The 16,543-nt window shown below is 40.4% G+C and carries 14 protein-coding genes and 1 riboswitch; of the genes, 6 read left to right on the top strand and 8 right to left on the bottom strand.

Features of this window, described 5'->3' with window-relative positions:
• Window positions 1-81: 81 nt before the first annotated feature.
• Together VF500_RS24390 and VF500_RS24385 are read right to left on the bottom strand one after the other, a co-directional pair.
• Window positions 82-654 carry a DUF6580 family putative transport protein gene (locus VF500_RS24390; protein ID WP_330862166.1) on the bottom strand — a complete coding sequence of 191 codons (573 nt, stop codon included), beginning with the start codon at window positions 652-654 and terminating at the stop codon, window positions 82-84.
• A 51-nt stretch (window positions 655-705) separates the two neighbouring features.
• Entirely contained in the window at window positions 706-2,655 is a 1,950-nt protein-coding gene (locus VF500_RS24385) for a TonB-dependent receptor plug domain-containing protein (RefSeq protein ID WP_330862165.1), read from the bottom strand.
• Between the two features lie 120 nt (window positions 2,656-2,775).
• A riboswitch (cobalamin riboswitch) is annotated at window positions 2,776-2,971 on the bottom strand.
• On the opposite strand from VF500_RS24385, the gene VF500_RS24380 reads away from it, so the two are divergent.
• Both VF500_RS24380 and VF500_RS24375 read left to right on the top strand, forming a co-directional pair.
• A complete protein-coding gene (locus VF500_RS24380) occupies window positions 2,945-4,273 on the top strand; it encodes a serine hydrolase (RefSeq protein WP_330862164.1) in 1,329 nt (442 codons plus the stop codon). It overlaps the preceding riboswitch by 27 nt.
• A 65-nt stretch (window positions 4,274-4,338) precedes the next feature.
• Window positions 4,339-5,073 carry an SRPBCC family protein gene (locus VF500_RS24375; RefSeq protein ID WP_330862163.1) on the top strand — a complete coding sequence of 245 codons (735 nt, stop codon included), beginning with the start codon at window positions 4,339-4,341 and terminating at the stop codon, window positions 5,071-5,073.
• 47 nt (window positions 5,074-5,120) lie between these two features.
• Here the strand turns inward: VF500_RS24375 and VF500_RS24370 are convergent, their stop codons facing one another.
• From VF500_RS24370 to VF500_RS24345, 6 genes are all read right to left on the bottom strand, one after another.
• Window positions 5,121-6,206: an acyltransferase gene (locus VF500_RS24370; protein WP_330862162.1), complete on the bottom strand. Its 1,086-nt coding sequence runs from the start codon at window positions 6,204-6,206 to the stop codon at window positions 5,121-5,123.
• A gap of 93 nt (window positions 6,207-6,299) precedes the next feature.
• The gene (rplT, locus tag VF500_RS24365; protein ID WP_022829871.1) at window positions 6,300-6,644 is read right to left on the bottom strand and encodes a 50S ribosomal protein L20; all 345 of its coding nucleotides are present in this window, start codon (window positions 6,642-6,644) and stop codon (window positions 6,300-6,302) included.
• An 81-nt stretch (window positions 6,645-6,725) separates the two neighbouring features.
• Window positions 6,726-6,926 carry a 50S ribosomal protein L35 gene (rpmI, locus tag VF500_RS24360; protein WP_090525627.1) on the bottom strand — a complete coding sequence of 67 codons (201 nt, stop codon included), beginning with the start codon at window positions 6,924-6,926 and terminating at the stop codon, window positions 6,726-6,728.
• Between the two features lie 91 nt (window positions 6,927-7,017).
• Window positions 7,018-7,584: a translation initiation factor IF-3 gene (gene infC, locus VF500_RS24355; RefSeq protein ID WP_090525629.1), complete on the bottom strand. Its 567-nt coding sequence runs from the start codon at window positions 7,582-7,584 to the stop codon at window positions 7,018-7,020.
• Window position 7,585: 1 nt separating this feature from the next.
• Window positions 7,586-9,511 (bottom strand): threonine--tRNA ligase, encoded by a 1,926-nt coding sequence (thrS, locus tag VF500_RS24350; protein WP_330862161.1) that lies wholly within the window; start codon window positions 9,509-9,511, stop codon window positions 7,586-7,588.
• A 234-nt stretch (window positions 9,512-9,745) separates the two neighbouring features.
• Window positions 9,746-12,349 (bottom strand): M1 family metallopeptidase, encoded by a 2,604-nt coding sequence (locus VF500_RS24345; RefSeq protein ID WP_330862160.1) that lies wholly within the window; start codon window positions 12,347-12,349, stop codon window positions 9,746-9,748.
• A 215-nt stretch (window positions 12,350-12,564) separates the two neighbouring features.
• Here VF500_RS24345 and VF500_RS24340 point away from each other — a divergent pair, with 215 nt between their 5' ends.
• The 4 genes from VF500_RS24340 to VF500_RS24325 all read left to right on the top strand — a co-directional run.
• Complete coding sequence (locus VF500_RS24340; protein WP_330862159.1) at window positions 12,565-13,515, top strand: glycosyltransferase family 2 protein; 951 nt, start codon at window positions 12,565-12,567, stop codon at window positions 13,513-13,515.
• A gap of 118 nt (window positions 13,516-13,633) precedes the next feature.
• Window positions 13,634-14,602 (top strand): glycosyltransferase, encoded by a 969-nt coding sequence (locus tag VF500_RS24335; RefSeq protein ID WP_330862158.1) that lies wholly within the window; start codon window positions 13,634-13,636, stop codon window positions 14,600-14,602.
• 5 nt (window positions 14,603-14,607) lie between these two features.
• Window positions 14,608-15,384: a glycerophosphoryl diester phosphodiesterase membrane domain-containing protein gene (locus VF500_RS24330; protein WP_330862157.1), complete on the top strand. Its 777-nt coding sequence runs from the start codon at window positions 14,608-14,610 to the stop codon at window positions 15,382-15,384.
• 1 nt (window position 15,385) lies between these two features.
• On the top strand, window positions 15,386-16,543 hold a 1,158-nt coding region (locus VF500_RS24325; RefSeq protein ID WP_330862156.1), incomplete at its 3' end, for a GH3 family domain-containing protein.

Genomic DNA, 16,543 nt, shown 5'->3' with positions numbered 1-16,543 from the left:
GATTTAAGTAGACGGCTGGTTAGGCCATAAAAAAAGCGGACTGTTTTTCAACAATCCGCTTTAAATTTAAGTTCATTTATCTTATAAAGCCAATTGCTTTTTATCCTGCAGAAAAGTGTACTTGCTCTTCGCCAGCTCAAAGCCGCCAAAAAGTATCGCACTGAATACCAATGTACCCAACGCCATATTACGCTCAAAAGGAATAGCTTTAACCAGCGATTCGCCATAACCTGCCAGTGTATGTGGGTAAAGCGTACCATATAACCATGGCAGATCTGTAATTAACCAGTGAATTAAAACAGCTGCAATTGAGCCTGAAAGTACGTTGACAACATTTACCTTCTCAAGTAAATTGCCCACCAGTACCATCAAAGCAAAACATAAGTACACCCATGCGGCACCGCCGTACCATAAAGTTAGCTTTGAAGTATACAGGTAATTGATTACGATATCAGTTGTGAACAGCGTAAGCAATACTGTTGCATAACCCTTCCATTTTGATGTAAAATAAGCACCGCCAAACAATGCAATAGCACCTACCGGGTTGAAATTACTCAGCTCTTTATACTTAAATGCTAAAAGCCTGAAAGCGGCAGCAACCAGGATCATCAGGATCAGGAACAGGTTGCGATTGGTATTATCTTTTGCGGTCATGATTTTATATATGGCGTAAAATTACTTAATAATCCGAACAATAAGCAAACGCTATTTAAATTGATACCTGGCACCGAGCATGAAGTTGATACCGCGTGTGTTATATCCCAACCAGTCTACGTACTTAGTATCCAAAACATTGTTAAGGTCGCCAAAAACATTTAAGTTTTTGGTTGCTTTGTATTCCAAATGCAAATCTACCAGGTTATAATGTTTCAACGTAACCACACTTGATTTAAAGTTTATAAAAGCCAGATCAGTACGGTTTCCTGTATACTTATAGTTGACGCCTACCTGAAAATCGTTCAAAACATTGTAGCTAATATTAGCACCTAAAGTGCTCTTAGGCCTGCGATAAAGGTTGTTGGTTTGTAGACCGGTTTCATCAGTAAGCTTACCTGTTACATAAGCATAATAAGCAGACGCGTGTATTTTATTGTTGTGATATTTCAACTCAGTTTCAAAGCCTTTATCTTTTTGCTGTTGACCGTTTGTATACTGGCCATAAGGTGGGGCAGACAGGTTTTTAAAGTAGATAACATCTTTGGCATTGCGTTTAAAGAATTGTGTGTTAAACGATAACGTATTTTTAACAATTTCCCAATCAAAACCAGCTTCGTATGATGTGGTGATCTCGGGGTTTAATTTAGGATTGCCATATTCTGAAAACAATTGATACAACGAAGGTGACCTGAATGCTGAAGCTATTGTACCAAAGACTTTAAACTGATCAGCAAGGAACAGTGAAGGGTTGATAGTGTAGGTAAACTTGTCGCCATATTTGCTATGGTTGTTATACCTGCCGCCTAACTCCATATGGAAGATATCGTATTTAAAAAACAGCGAAGTATAAGCGCTAAATATGTTATTAGCAGCATCACCCGCTTTGATAATGCTCGGCACTCCCGGATAAGCTGTTGACTCATACAGGCTGTATTGACTTGTATTGCTGTATTTAAAGCCTGCGCCACTGGTGATATCCAAATACTTATTCAATTCATAGTAAAACACAGCTTCGGCATTGGTTATACGGCCGGTGTTTTTTGTAACCTGGTGTGTTCCATCATTATCTGATGTTAGGTTATTGAAATCATTTTGAACTGTATTTTGTGATAGGTTTACGTTGAGGTTACCTTTGGGCAAGATCCATTTTGCACCTACACCGCCAAATAAAAATGTATTTTTATAAGTGTAATCATTATCACTTATATAAGCAGCATATGGCAGATCGCCGGTATTATGGCTTACCTGTAAATTTCCGTTCAGGATAAATTTAGATGATATGTTTTGGCTCAGGTTTACACTGGCAGAGCGTTGATGAAATCCATCTTTCTTAAAACCGCCTTTGCCTGTGGTATCCGTAGCTGCTGAAAAACCTTTTGAATCGGTATTTGACAGGTTAATGGCTACGCCTGTATTTTTTACCTGCCCAATTAATGAAGCCGATTCTTTAAACGTATTGTAGCTGCCGCCCATTAGCTGCAAACCACCTGTCAATCCCTGCTCTTTAGCTTTTTTGGTGATGATGTTGATAACACCGGCTACAGCGTCAGAACCATACAGTGTTGAACCGCTTCCTTTTAAAATTTCGATATGATCTATCAAATCTACCGAAAAGGCATTCAGATCATAACTGCCATCAATGCCGGATGCATTGTTTACCGGGAAGCCATCAACAAGGATAAGGGTATTGCCCGATGACGCCCCGCGTAGGAAAACCGAAGTACTGATGCCCGGCGCATTGTTTGCTCCTGAAAATGTTATGCCTGCAACATTATTTAATAATTGAGGCAATGATTTACCCTGCGATTTATTGATCTCATCGGCAGAGATGATAGTAACAACGCGACCAATATCTGACAGTTTTTTAGGCGAACGGCTTGCAGTTACTACCACCGTATTTAATGTGCGTGTGGTATCCTGTGCATATGCTGCATTGGCCGATAAACCAACTGCTAACAAGCCGAAACCCAAAGTAATTTTAGCGTACTTTTTTTCCATGTATGATTGATATGTGTAAAATAATAATGCAGCCTGAATAGCATACACGGAAATGAGTAAAATGAAAACACGCCAATTGAAGAGCATTCACATTCAAGCTTCAATCCCCGAAAGCTATGAATAACATATAATGCCTTGGCAGGTCTTCTGACTTACTCCCCTTTTGCCTGGCCTTCCCTCCTGTTTACAGAAAGTGACTTTATAGATTTGGCAACGGTTACGGAGCTTACAGCTGCGGGACAGTTACGGATTTACACCGTATTCCCTTTTAATTCATTAAACAATTTTAATGAAACCTAAAGCGCTGCAAAAGTACAATAAGTATCCGTTAACCTCAAACTACATAGCTATATTTATCAGGATGAAACATTTTTGCATTTTATTATTGATGATGAGTGCCTTTTGCGGATTTGCGCAGCAGCCGGACACTGGTTTTCTTAAAGGGCTACTAAATAACCATCCGGAACTATTTTCGGGTATTCTGAAGCATCCCACACAAAACGAAGTTCAAATTTTATATACCCGGATAGACAGGGATAAAAACAATATTCCCCATTTTACTTCATACAGTTATCGCCTTAATGCTAATCATTATTTTTATCCTGCAAGTACCGTAAAGCTTCCTACAGCCATATTCGCGCTTGAAAAACTAAACGAGCTAAAGGCAAAAGGCTTAAGCCGAAAATCGGTTATGATTACCGACAGCGCATTTGCCGGTCAAACTAAAGTCAGGACAGATACATCATCTGCAACAGGATTGCCAAGTATCGAAAACTATATCAAAAAGATCCTGCTGGTAAGCGATAACGATGCCTATAACCGGCTATATGAATTTGTAGGCCGGGCGGAGATCAATCAAAAGCTTAAGAAATACCATCTTAATAATACCCGCATTGTAGGCAGGTTAGCCATCGGCGATGCTGGTGAGAGTACAAGGCACACCAATCCTGCCGATTTTTATGAGGATGACAAACTGGTTTACCATAAACCAGAGTTGTACGATGCTTTGAATTATCCTATGCACCTGGGGAATATGCTGCAAGGCAAAGCTTATTTAGATAGCAGCGACCGCCTGGTTAACAAACCGCTTGACTTTTCGGAAAAGAACGTTTATTCCCTTGCCGATCAGCAAATGGTGCTTAAACGATTGCTGTTCCCCGAAACTTTCCCGAAAGCACAGCGCTTTAATTTAAAGCAGGATGACTATCGCTTCATTTACCGTTACATGAGCACCTTCCCTACCGAAAACACTAAACCTACTTATAACCGGCCAGAATATTTCCCGGCTTATTGCAAATTCTTATTTTATGGTGGAGACAGTACTGCAGTTATTAATCCCGATATCAGGATCTTTAATAAAGTTGGTGACAGTTATGGTTACGATATCGACAATGCCTATATCGTAGATTTCAAAAACAAAGTGGAGTTTATACTCAGCGCCGTTGTGCAATCAAATGAAGATGGGATACTGAACGATAATAAATATGAATATGCTACTGTATGTCTGCCATTCCTGAAAAGCCTTGGCCGGATGATATATCAATATGAATTAAATCGCCCTAAAAAAAGCCTGCCAGATTTAACTAAATTTAAATTCACCTATAGCAAAAAGCAATAAAATTCACTTCAGGAAAACTTAGTAGCCATAAAGGTGTTTTAAAATCGACAACTATTTAAAAACCTATGGCAACTACAATAGTAAAATATACCGACAACTTCCCTGTACTTTATGGTGATGACCGCATAAACTTGAATTGGCCCGAGCGCTTTAGCTCCATTGCTGGTGGTATGAAACTCGGTTTTTCGGGCTTTAAAAATATTTTTAAAAACCCCTTTGCAAGCATCGTAAAAATAGGTGCCGGTGGTTACCTGTTAAACCGGGGCATCACCGGGCATTGTGAACTTTACAAACGCATTGGCAAGCTATCAACCAATCCCATAAATGTAAATATCCGCTCGTCGTTCATTGTAAACAAACCGAGGGAAAAAGTATATGAGTTTTGGCGTAAGCTGGATAATCTACCGTTGTTTATGAAACACCTGGAAAGCGTGGAGGTCATCGACTCAAAATATTCGCATTGGGTATTAAAGCTGCCTAAAAATGTAGCTACGGTTAGCTGGCATGCCGAAATTGTTCATGACGAACCTAATGAAATGATTGGCTGGAGCTCACTGTCTGATTCCATGATCAATAATGCCGGTAAAGTACGCTTTCAGGATACTGTTGACGGGGAAGGTACCATTGTTGATGTGGTGATCAGCTATCAGCCACCGGCAGGCGGTGTTGGCGCAGGCATAGCTAAAATACTAAACCCTGTATTCAAAAATATGGTTGATAAAGACATCCTGAATTTTAAGCAGTATATGGATATCAATAATGACGCTGATGAATTTACCGAGGTGATTATAATTAAATAATCATCAAAAAATATCAATTGTAGGTGTTTACAATCCCGTAAAAGCTTTTATACCTCATCTGTTTTTTTAAACTTTGATTTCAGCTTAAGAAAATATCGCTCATAAAAGTAATACGATAACAAAGGAATAATGATTAAACACCAAACATTGTAAGGGAAGATATTTAATGGCATTTTAGGATCATGTCCTGTAAATAATTGCTGCCATATGTATATTCCATATGATAGTATGCCGATAAATGATAGTAATTTATTATTCAATAATTTAAAAATCCAGTCGTTGGCAGGTATAATATTACTTATGATTAAGTAACCCGTAATTAACGAAATGAGCAAATTTACATACAACGACCTTAATGTGTAAAATTCGTCGAACCTTAACAAAAACATCAACGCTATAGCTGAAATATTGCCTGCTATTTTTCTTTGTTTGAGCCAATTTCGGTCCAAACTTCCGTTATTGCCCATCAACGAAAAAAGGCACCCGACTGCTATTGATTGAAACTTAATGAAATAATGAGTAAACCCATAGATGGTGCCACTATTTAATGCCGGCACAAATTGTTGCACTGTACATAACAAAGGCAGTGCAACTACAATACATATTATAATGTAATAAAATACAGTTCTGTTAATCTTTAAAACAAAAGGAAAGAGAAGATAAAATTGCTCCTCAACTGATAACGACCAATAATGACTGAAGTAATAAGTAAAATCATGACTTCTGAAATAGCTAAGGTTCATTAGATACAATGCGGAACCTGCAAATTGAATCCATGAAATATTTAAGTTATAGAAATGGTTTAATAAAAATACAACTCCAATATATAGATAAGCCAAAGGAAAAATCCGCAGAAAACGCCTTATATAAAAACTTTTTAGCGATAAATTTCCTGTTGTTTCTTTTTCCTTTAGGCATAAACTTGTAATTAAAAAGCCACTAATTACAAAAAAGATATTTACCCCTAACCCGCCGTTAAATATTGTAGTATAAAAATAATTATCAGATAGCTGAAGGTGATAAAATATTACCAGGATAATCGAAATACCGCGAAACCCATTTAAAGAGTAATAATAATTGTTGCGCAGCAAATTGGATAAGATAGGTTGAGGCTCCTGGTTTGATGTAGTCATGTAATAAAACAGTATGCAATTTAACTACCTTATGCTATTAAAACAAAAAAAGGCCGCAAATTGCGGCCTTTTTCTTGCATTTATAATGCGATATTATTTTACTGCATCAACAACTGCTTTGAAAGCATCTGGGTTGTTCATCGCTAAATCAGCTAATACCTTACGGTTTAAGCCAATTTCTTTAGCGGCTAATTTACCCATTAACTGAGAGTAAGAAATTCCGTGCTGACGGGCACCAGCGTTGATACGTTGGATCCATAAAGCTCTGAACTCTCTCTTTTTGGTTTTACGGTCACGGTAAGCGTACTGTAAACCTTTTTCAACTGTGTTTTTTGCAATGGTGTAAACCTTGCTACGTGAACCCCAATAACCTTTGGCGAGGTTCATGATCCTTTTCCTGCGTCTTCTCGACGCTACTGCGTTAACTGAACGTGGCATCTTGTTTGATTTTTGGTAGTGAGTGCCTGCATCTCGTGTGCCGGACTTAAAACTCTAATACCTGGTTTTAAAATTTGTGAATTACTTTCCGATACAAAGCATACGTTTTACGTTACCCATGTCGGCATCAGATACTAAGCTGGTTTGACCAAGGGCACGCTTACGTTTTGTCGACATCTTGGTTAAGATGTGGCTTTTGTATGCGTTCTTTCTTGCGATTTTACCTGTTCCAGTAAGCTTGAAGCGCTTTTTAGCACTGGAATTGGTTTTCATTTTTGGCATAACTCTATTTATTTGTGTTAGATATTAACGTTTCTCAACGTTTTATTTTCAGCATCTGCACATTTTTAATTTGCACATCTGCACATTTTCATTATTTCTTAGCTGCCTTTGGTGCAAGGGTTAAAAACATCCTTTTTCCTTCAAGCTTAGGTAATTGCTCCACTTTACCTACTTCTTCTAATGCCTGCGCAAAACGAAGTAATAAAATCTCACCTTGTTCTTTGTAAACAATGGCACGACCTTTAAAGTGTACGTAAGCCCTTACCTTTTCGCCGGCTTCCAAAAACTTAATAGCATGCTTTAATTTAAACTCAAAGTCATGGTCATCAGTGTTCGGTCCGAAACGGATCTCTTTAATAACCGTTTGCTTGGCATTGCTTTTTATCTCTTTAAGCTTTTTCTTCTGCTCGTAAATAAACTTATTATAGTCAGTTACTTTACAAACCGGCGGTACGGCGTTTGGAGATATTTCAACCAGATCCAGTTCCTGCTCCTGCGCAATGGCAAGGGCATCTCTTAATGAGTAAACTCCCTGCTCAACGTTGTCACCTACAAGGCGAACTTCCTGAGCCCTAATGAATTGGTTTATGTTGTGTTCGGCTTCTTTTTTCTTAAAAGGAAGCCTTGGTCCTCTATTGAAAGGTTTGTTTAATGCCAAGTTATACTGTTATTTCTTTAGTTATCTGTTCTTTAAAATCTTCAATGCTCATACTTCCCAAATCACCGGTACCGTGCTTACGTACAGAAACCAACCCTTCGGCAGCCTCTTTCTCACCCACAACCAGCATGTAAGGGATTTTTTTGACTTCAGCATCTCGTATCTTTCTGCCTATTTTCTCGTCCCTGAAGTCGATTAGCCCGCAAATATCGGAATCTTTTAATATATCAGAAACTTTTTTTGCATATTCTTCGTATTTTTCTGATATGGGCAGTATAATGAACTGTTCGGGTGATAACCACAGCGGGAAATTACCTGCACAATGCTCAATTAATACCGCAATAAAGCGCTCCATCGAACCAAACGGTGCCCTATGGATCATTACCGGACGGTGCTTTTGATTATCGCTGCCAGTGTATTCCAGTTCAAAACGCTCAGGCAGGTTATAATCTACCTGGATAGTACCTAATTGCCATTTACGGCCAAGGGCATCTTTCACCATAAAGTCAAGCTTAGGGCCGTAAAACGCAGCCTCGCCTAATTCTACAACGGTAGTCAATCCTTTTTCGGCAGCAGCCTCAATGATCGCGCTTTCGGCTAATGCCCAGTTTTCATCTGTACCGATGTATTTTGCCTTGTTTTCAGGATCACGTAATGACACCTGCGCAGTATAATTTTCAAAGCCCAAAGCTTTAAACACATACAGCACCAGGTCAATCACTTTTTTAAATTCATCTTTCACCTGATCCGGGCGGCAAAATAAGTGGGCATCATCCTGAGTAAAGCCACGTACCCGTGTTAAACCATGTAATTCACCGCTTTGCTCATAACGGTACACAGTACCAAATTCAGCAAAACGTACCGGCAGGTCTTTGTACGAACGTGGTTTTGTTTTATAGATCTCGCAGTGATGCGGGCAGTTCATCGGTTTCAGGAAAAACTCCTCACCTTCCTGCGGTGTTTTTATCGGCTGGAACGAGTCGGCACCATATTTTTCATAATGGCCTGATGTTACATAAAGGTTTTTATGACCGATATGCGGAGTAATCACCTGCTCGTATCCGGCTTTAACTTGTGCCTTTTGCAAAAAGTTCACGAGGCGCTCGCGCAAAGCAGTTCCTTTAGGCAACCACAATGGCAAACCCATACCTACTTTTTCAGAAAAAGCAAACAACTCCAACTCCTTACCCAATTTGCGGTGATCGCGCTTTTTAGCTTCTTCGATTATGTGCAGGTACTCAGTAAGCTCGCTGGCTTTAGGGAAAGTAACACCGTATATACGGGTTAATTGCTTGCGTGTTTCGTCACCGCGCCAGTATGCACCGGCAAGGCTCATGAGCTTAACCGCTTTTATAAAACCTGTGTTAGGGATATGAGGTCCGCGGCACAGATCAGTAAAATTTCCTTGCGAATAGAAAGTAATAGCACCATCAGGCAGGTCCTTAATCAGGTCCAGCTTATACTCGTCACCTTTTTCAGTAAAATATTCAATAGCATCGGCCTTGCTCACGGGTTTACGGATGTATTCCTCTTTGGTTTTAGCAAGCTCGATCATTTTATCCTCGATCTGCTTAAACTCGTCAGAAGATAAAACCTTGTCGCCAAAGTCAACATCGTAATAAAAACCGGTTTCAATTGCCGGACCGATACCAAATTTAGTACCCGGATAAAGGGCTTCCAAAGCCTCGGCCATTAAGTGGGCTGATGAATGCCAGAAAGTTGATTTGCCGTCGGCATCGTTCCAAGTTAATAATTTAACGTGGGCGTCCTGCTCAATAGGGCGGCTTGCATCCCAAACCTGGCCGTCAACTTCGGCCGCTAATACGTTACGGGCTAAACCTTCTGAAATCGACTGGGCGATTTGCATCGAAGAGATCCCTTTGTCATACTGACGAACGGATCCATCAGGAAGTGTAATGTTAATCATCTACAACTATGATTTAAAGTTTAATAAAATTACGTTTAAACGGTCACCTACAAAGTGACCCTCATTTTGTGGGTACAAAAATAGAATTTTAAATAGCATTTAGCATCATAGCATTTTCAAAATTTTATTCGATGATTTATTAAGGAATTGACGCGTCGAAAACAAAATCGGGGTATTCTTATTTCCAATTTATGCGGAAATAAGAATACCCCGTTTTGCTTATGCTAACTAAGCCTATTTAAAGGCTTCGTTTGATGGGTTCGAATTAACCGAGGTTTCCTTAACCTTAAACTCAATTGGCTGCCCAACAAGCGTAGTTTTTATAGAGAACGGAATTTTTATACCTCCGTTTATGCCTTCATAGTTACCAAATTCAACAGACAGGTCATTTGCCCCCTCAATAGTTTGTTTAAGCTTTAATCCTGTTTTTTGGCTGTAATAATTATGGACATGAATTTCGCTTCCTATATTAACATCAACCTGGTAAGCGAGATCTCCGTTTACAACACGTAATATCGGCTGTAAGGTCATATTTTGGTTTATCCGCTCATAATCAAGCTCAGGGAACGGGCGGCTTTTCAGCCGGATCATTTTTTTAGCGGCATCATCAAGCTGTACATCCCTGTTAACCTGCTTGGCCTTTATACTATCGCCATTGAGGGTTACGTGAGATACCACCAGGTTATTGTATGAAGGCACCACTGCTTCCTGGTAATACTTATCAGGCATTTTGTACCGGGTTACCAACTGCACTTCAGCGCCTTGTATATTACCTGTTGCCGATGTTTGCAGGTCACGAACGTTCTTTAGCTTATCAGCCCCGCCAATAGCATCTAAATATGCTTTGATAACACTGCCTGCAGTTGTGCCCTGCGGTATCGGTAATCCGCTGTATGAATTATTTTCGGGATTAATATCAGGCAGGGTATGATCAGGATCGATAGTCGCATAAGCTATTTTCGAAGTTGATTTGTATGGGAATGTCCAGGTATCGCCCCTTTGCCAGATCTCTGCCGGAAGTTTTACGGTGCCGGTCTTCCCATTCTCTTCCTTGATGGATATAGTTACCGGCAGCGCCATTTCTTCCAGGTTTTCAATGGTGATCATAGCTCCTTTGGAAGCATCGTTGTCAGTGTATGAAATATCCTTTATGCCCTGGTCAAGTTTCCAGGTGGTAAAAAACCATTCGTTCCAAAACCAACTCAGGTCCTCTCCTGCAGCATTATCCATTGTATGAAAAAAGTCCCACGGAGTTGGGTGTTTAAAAGCCCAGCGTTTGATGTAAGTTTTAAAAGCGTAATCAAAACGCTCTTCGCCTAAGATCTGTTCGCGTAAAATAGTTAATCCTAAAGCCGGTTTTTCATAAGCAGCAACGGCTAAAAAATCCTCTTGTATCACATCAGGCACGTTCATAATCGCTTCTGCACCTGGGGCAAATAAATAGCCGGCACTTTTTTGTTGATCAGGCTTTTCATAATATTCGCCTTTGTTAAATACCTTGGTATCAACATTATTCAGGAACGTATTAAAGCCCTCATCCATCCAGGCGTATTTACGCTCGTTTGAGCCAACAATCATCGGGAACCAGTTATGGCCAAACTCATGGTTAGTAACCTCCCACAAGCCTCCGTTTTGATTATTTGAACCGCAAAATACGATCCCCGGGTATTCCATCCCTCCCACTATGCCTGCCACATTAGTAGCAACCGGGTAAGTGTACTCAAACCATTTATCGCTATACAATTCAATAGCGGCCTTAACATACTCGGTTGAGCGGCCATAAGAGTTATTACCTTTTGCTTCCACCGGGTAAACAGATTGTGCCAGCGCTTTTTTACCGCTTGGCAAATTGATCCTTGCTGCATCCCAGATAAATGCTTTTGAGGCAGCCCAGGCCACGTCACGGGCATTTTTGCAAAAGAAATGCCAGGTAAGGGTTGGCTTCTTCGGGTAATCATTATTTTTTAAAATATCCGTTGAATCCTTAATGGTAACTGTTTTATCGCTTTTACGAGCTTCGGCCAAACGGTTTATTGTAGTTGTCGATAACACTTCGACAGGATTAAGCAACTCGCCGGATCCTGCCACAACTAAACTTGCGGGTGCGGTAATGGTATAATCAAAATTACCATACTCCAGGTAAAACTCGCTTGCGCCGAGGTATGGTATCGTGTTCCATCCGGTTACATCGTCATAAACTTCCATGCGCGGGTACCACTGCGCAATTTCATAGATCCAGCCGTTTTTGGTGTGCTGGCGCCCCATCCTGTCGGTACCATATTCAGGAACGTCGAAACCGTAATCTATCCTGATCTGCAATTTACTCCCGGCCGCGCGTAACGAATCTTTCAGCTTGATCTGCATCCGGGTATCGGTTATCAGGTAATCGGCTTTAATGGTTTTGCCTTTATTGATAATATAAACCGATTTAATTTCCGCCCCTTTTGTATAAGATTTATTTGCGAACCTGCCACCCGAAACATTGCTTGTAGCTTCGGCCCGTGAATCTTCCTTGTATATATTCTGATCAACCTGGAGCCACAAAAAGCCTAATGCGTCCGGACTGTTATTGGTGTAAGTAATTAAAGTACTGCCTTCCACCCTGTGTTTAACGGTATCAAGCGTAACATCAAGCTTATAATCGGCACGGTTTTGCCAGTATTTTGCGCCTGGCGCGCCACTGGCCGACCTGAACTCGCCTCCTCTTTCAGGATAAAACATGGGGTTAAATACTTTGTGCTGATCATACTTAGGGGCTGGCTGATCTGCATTTTGTGCATTTACTTCACCGGCATAAAAGCCTAAAACCAATAACAATGCGGCTTTGTAGAATTTCATTAATTGTGCTTTAATTGTGAGGGAAAGATATTAAAATATATTTGAGTTGAAACGTAATTGCTTGGTTACGTAGTATCCGTCGCTTTTTTTATAGCAATAATGAATAAACTGTTTGGCTAACCTCACATCGATACATTGTTGCAAACCATTCCCTATTTTTTATATTTTTGCGGATGATTTGCGGCATGTACAGCCGTTGATCGCATTCCCGATAAATGGATATATCAGTTGTAGTACCTCTTTACGATGAAGTAGAATCGTTACCCGAATTAACCTCATGGATTAGCCGGGTAATGGACGAAAACCGTTTTACATACGAAATAATTTTGGTTGACGATGGCAGCAAGGATGGATCATGGGAAATGATCAGAAAGCTGCAAACGGGGAATCCTTTTATTAAAGGCATTAAGTTCAGGCGTAATTACGGTAAATCTGCAGCCTTAAATACCGGCTTTATTGCGGCTAAAGGTAACGTGGTGATCACCATGGATGCCGACCTGCAGGATAGCCCTGATGAGATCCCAGAACTTTATCGCCGCATAACCGAAGAAAAATACGACCTCGTTTCGGGATGGAAAGCTAAAAGGCACGACCCGCTAAGCAAAACTATTCCAACCAAGCTATTCAACGCCGCTACCCGCAAAATGAGTGGAATAAATAACCTGCACGACTTTAATTGCGGTTTAAAAGCCTATCGCGGCGTAGTGGTTAAAAACATTGAAATTTATGGCGAAATGCACCGTTATATCCCGGTCCTGGCCAAATGGGCAGGTTTCACCAAAATTGGCGAACAGGTTGTAGAGCATCGTCCCCGTAAATACGGAAAAACCAAGTTTGGCTTAAGCAGGTTCATCAATGGTTTTCTCGACCTGCTTTCGATATTTTTTGTGGGTAAATTTGGCAAGCGCCCTATGCACTTTTTTGGCTTGCTGGGCACATTGAGCTTTTTTACAGGTTTTTTTATAACCATTTGGATCATCAGCGAAAAACTATATAATATAGCACATAACCTAAAATATAGGGATGTAACTACAAACCCGCTGTTTTACATAGCGTTGGTTGCCATTATATTAGGTTCCCAATTATTTTTGACCGGCTTTGTCGCCGAATTGGTATCGCGCAGCGCAAGCGAACGCAACCATTACCAAATTGAGGAAACAATTTAATTGAATGTGCAGATATGCAGATTTCGGATGTGCAGATGAAAACAATAGAAATCATCTGGCATTGTTAAAACAATCTGCTCATTTGCACATTTGAAATTTGCACATCTATCTACAAAACATGTTTTTTTCCATCATTATCCCTTTATATAACCGCCCGCAGGAGATCAAAGAACTGCTGGAAACCTTAACCCTGCAAACGTACAGGGATTTTGAGGTGCTGGTTATTGAGGATGGTTCTGTAAATGATGCTGAAGCCATAGTAAATACATTCGCCGATAAGCTTAACCTGCGCTATTTTAAAAAGCAGAACGAAGGCCAGGGCTTTACCCGCAACTTTGGTTTTGAGCGTGCTAAAGGCGACTATTTTGTAATTTTCGATTCGGATTGTTTGATCCCTCCTGCCTATTTGGAGACTGTAAATAACTCGCTGGCTGCAAATTATCTTGATGCCTATGGCGGGCCAGATGGTGCACACGACTCTTTTACACCTACCCAAAAAGCCATCAGTTATTCCATGACCTCTCCCTTTACTACGGGCGGCATCCGCGGTAATAAAAAGGGAATCGGTCAGTTTCATCCGCGTAGCTTTAACATGGGTGTTTCCAGGCAAGCCTGGGAAAAAGCAGGTGGTTTTATCATTACCCGCCTGGGCGAAGATATAGAATACAGCATCCGCATCCATTCGCTGGGTTTTAAAATTGGGCTCATCCCCGATGCCATTGTTTTCCATAAGCGACGTACTAACTTTTACCAGTTTTATAAGCAGCTGCACTTTTTTGGCAGGGCGCGCATCAACATATCCAAGTTTTTTCCGCAGGAATTAAAGCTGGTTCATTTTTTTCCGGCTGCTTTTACAGTGGGCGTTATCCTGACTGTTATTCTAAACCTGTTTGGTTCTGTATTAGCACCTGTAGGTAATTTTATACTGCTGATTTTCACTTTGTTAATATTTTTCCATGCCTGGTGGAAAAATAAATCGTTAAAAATCGCATTTTTGAGCATTATAGCTGCCTTCACACAACTTATTGCCTACGGGTTAGGATTTATACAGGATTTTTGGAAGCGGAAAGTTTTAAGTAGATCATAAGCAATATGTACCACCCTTTTTCTGTAGCGGAAACCATCAAAACCGCATGGAATATTTTAAAGAAGAATTTTGTGCCGTTGGTGGTTTATTCAGCTATATCACTATTCGTAAATGAATTTCTTGAGTTTTTAAAAACGTTCATCTTCTTCTCAGATGATATGCTCACCCAATTCATTTTTTTGATGTTGCAGATGATCGTACAGTGTTTTATAGGACTAAGTTTTTATAAACTGATCCTGACGCTAATGGACAAGGAGTATTACGAATTTGAATTTAAGGATATCCTGCCATCCTTTAAAATGACGCTCAATTTTGTGATCATAGGCTTTTTAACAGGCATTTTGGTGGCCATTCTCGTTTTCTTTTATGTTTTGGGTAAACGGACTATTGGTTTCGATAGTCTTATTGAGGCAATAGAGCTGCTCCTTGTGCTCTACATCAGCTTACGCAGTATTTTTTGTATCTGTTTTATTGTGGATGACGATTCCTCGCCAATCGAATCGCTGCGTCAAAGTTTTGAGATCACCAAAGATAATTTCTTTAAAACCCTGGGGGTATTTGCCTTTATTATATTCATAATGGCTATTGTACTTATTCCCGTAATAGCCTTTATAAGCTTACTTGGTTTTGATGAAAATAAAGAAGGGCTGGTTTTCAGGTTTGCATTTTATTTTTGGTTTGTAATTGTATTTCCCTTTACACAAGTGATAATTATGGTTACTTATCGCAAACTGGTTTACAGCCACCAGGATGTAGACGACGACCTATCCGAAACCAATTAAAATGGGACTTAAATCTGCATTAAGTAAGGTATTCGCCGCTTTCGTTAACCGCGAGCTAAATAAGGTGCGTAAAAACGCTGTCTCGTTACAGCAAAAAGTTTTTACAGATCTGGTTCATGCAGCCAAAAACACCAGCTTCGGTAAAGATCATCAGTTTGAACAGATTAATAATTACGAGGATTTTAAGCGCCTCGTTCCTGTACATGATTACGAAGACCTCCGCCCTTATATTGATCGTGTAGTTAACGGCGAGGAAAATGTGCTTTGGCCCGGCAAACCTGCTTACCTGGCTAAAACATCGGGTACAACGTCGGGAGTAAAATATATCCCTATTTCCAAAGAGAGCATGCCTGAGCATATCAAAGCAGCACGTAACGCCTTACTAAGCTACATCCACGAAACCGGTAAAGCCGACTTTGTGGATGGCAAAATGATATTCCTGCAGGGCAGCCCGACCTTAGCCGAAAAATATGGCGTGTCAACAGGCAGGCTTTCGGGTATAGTTGCCCATCACGTTCCTGCCTATCTGCAAAAAAACAGGTTGCCAAGTTATGAAACCAATTGCATTGAAGATTGGGAACAAAAGGTTGATGCCATTGTAGAGGAAACTTTCAATGAAGATATGCGCCTCATCAGCGGGATCCCACCCTGGTGCCAGATGTATTTCGACAGGCTTTCGGCCAAAGCCGGCGGTAAAAAGGTAAAAGACATTTTTCCAAATTTTAGCCTTTATGTTTATGGCGGGGTAAACTATGAACCATACCGTGCCCGTATGGAAGAAAGTATCGGTTTTAAGATCGATTCGATCGAGACTTATCCGGCTTCCGAAGGCTTTATTGCCTTCCAGGATTCGCAAAAGGAAAAAGGTCTGCTTCTTTTAGTTGATTCGGGGATCTTTTACGAGTTCATTCCATCTGATGAATACTTTAACGAAAACCCAACCCGCATCAACATTAAAAATGTGGAATTGGATAGAAACTATGTCCTGATCATGAACACCAGCGCCGGGCTATGGGGATATAGTATAGGCGATACAATTAAATTTGTCTCCAAAGATCCCTACCGCATTATTGTTACAGGTCGTATCAAGCATTATATTTCAGCCTTTGGAGAGCAAGTAATAGGTGAAGAGGTAGAACATGCATTAATGAGCGTGGCT

The organism is Mucilaginibacter sp. (assembly GCF_036383575.1).
Taxonomy (GTDB): Bacteria; Bacteroidota; Bacteroidia; order Sphingobacteriales; family Sphingobacteriaceae; genus Mucilaginibacter.
This window is presented reverse-complemented; position numbering and strand designations above follow the sequence as displayed.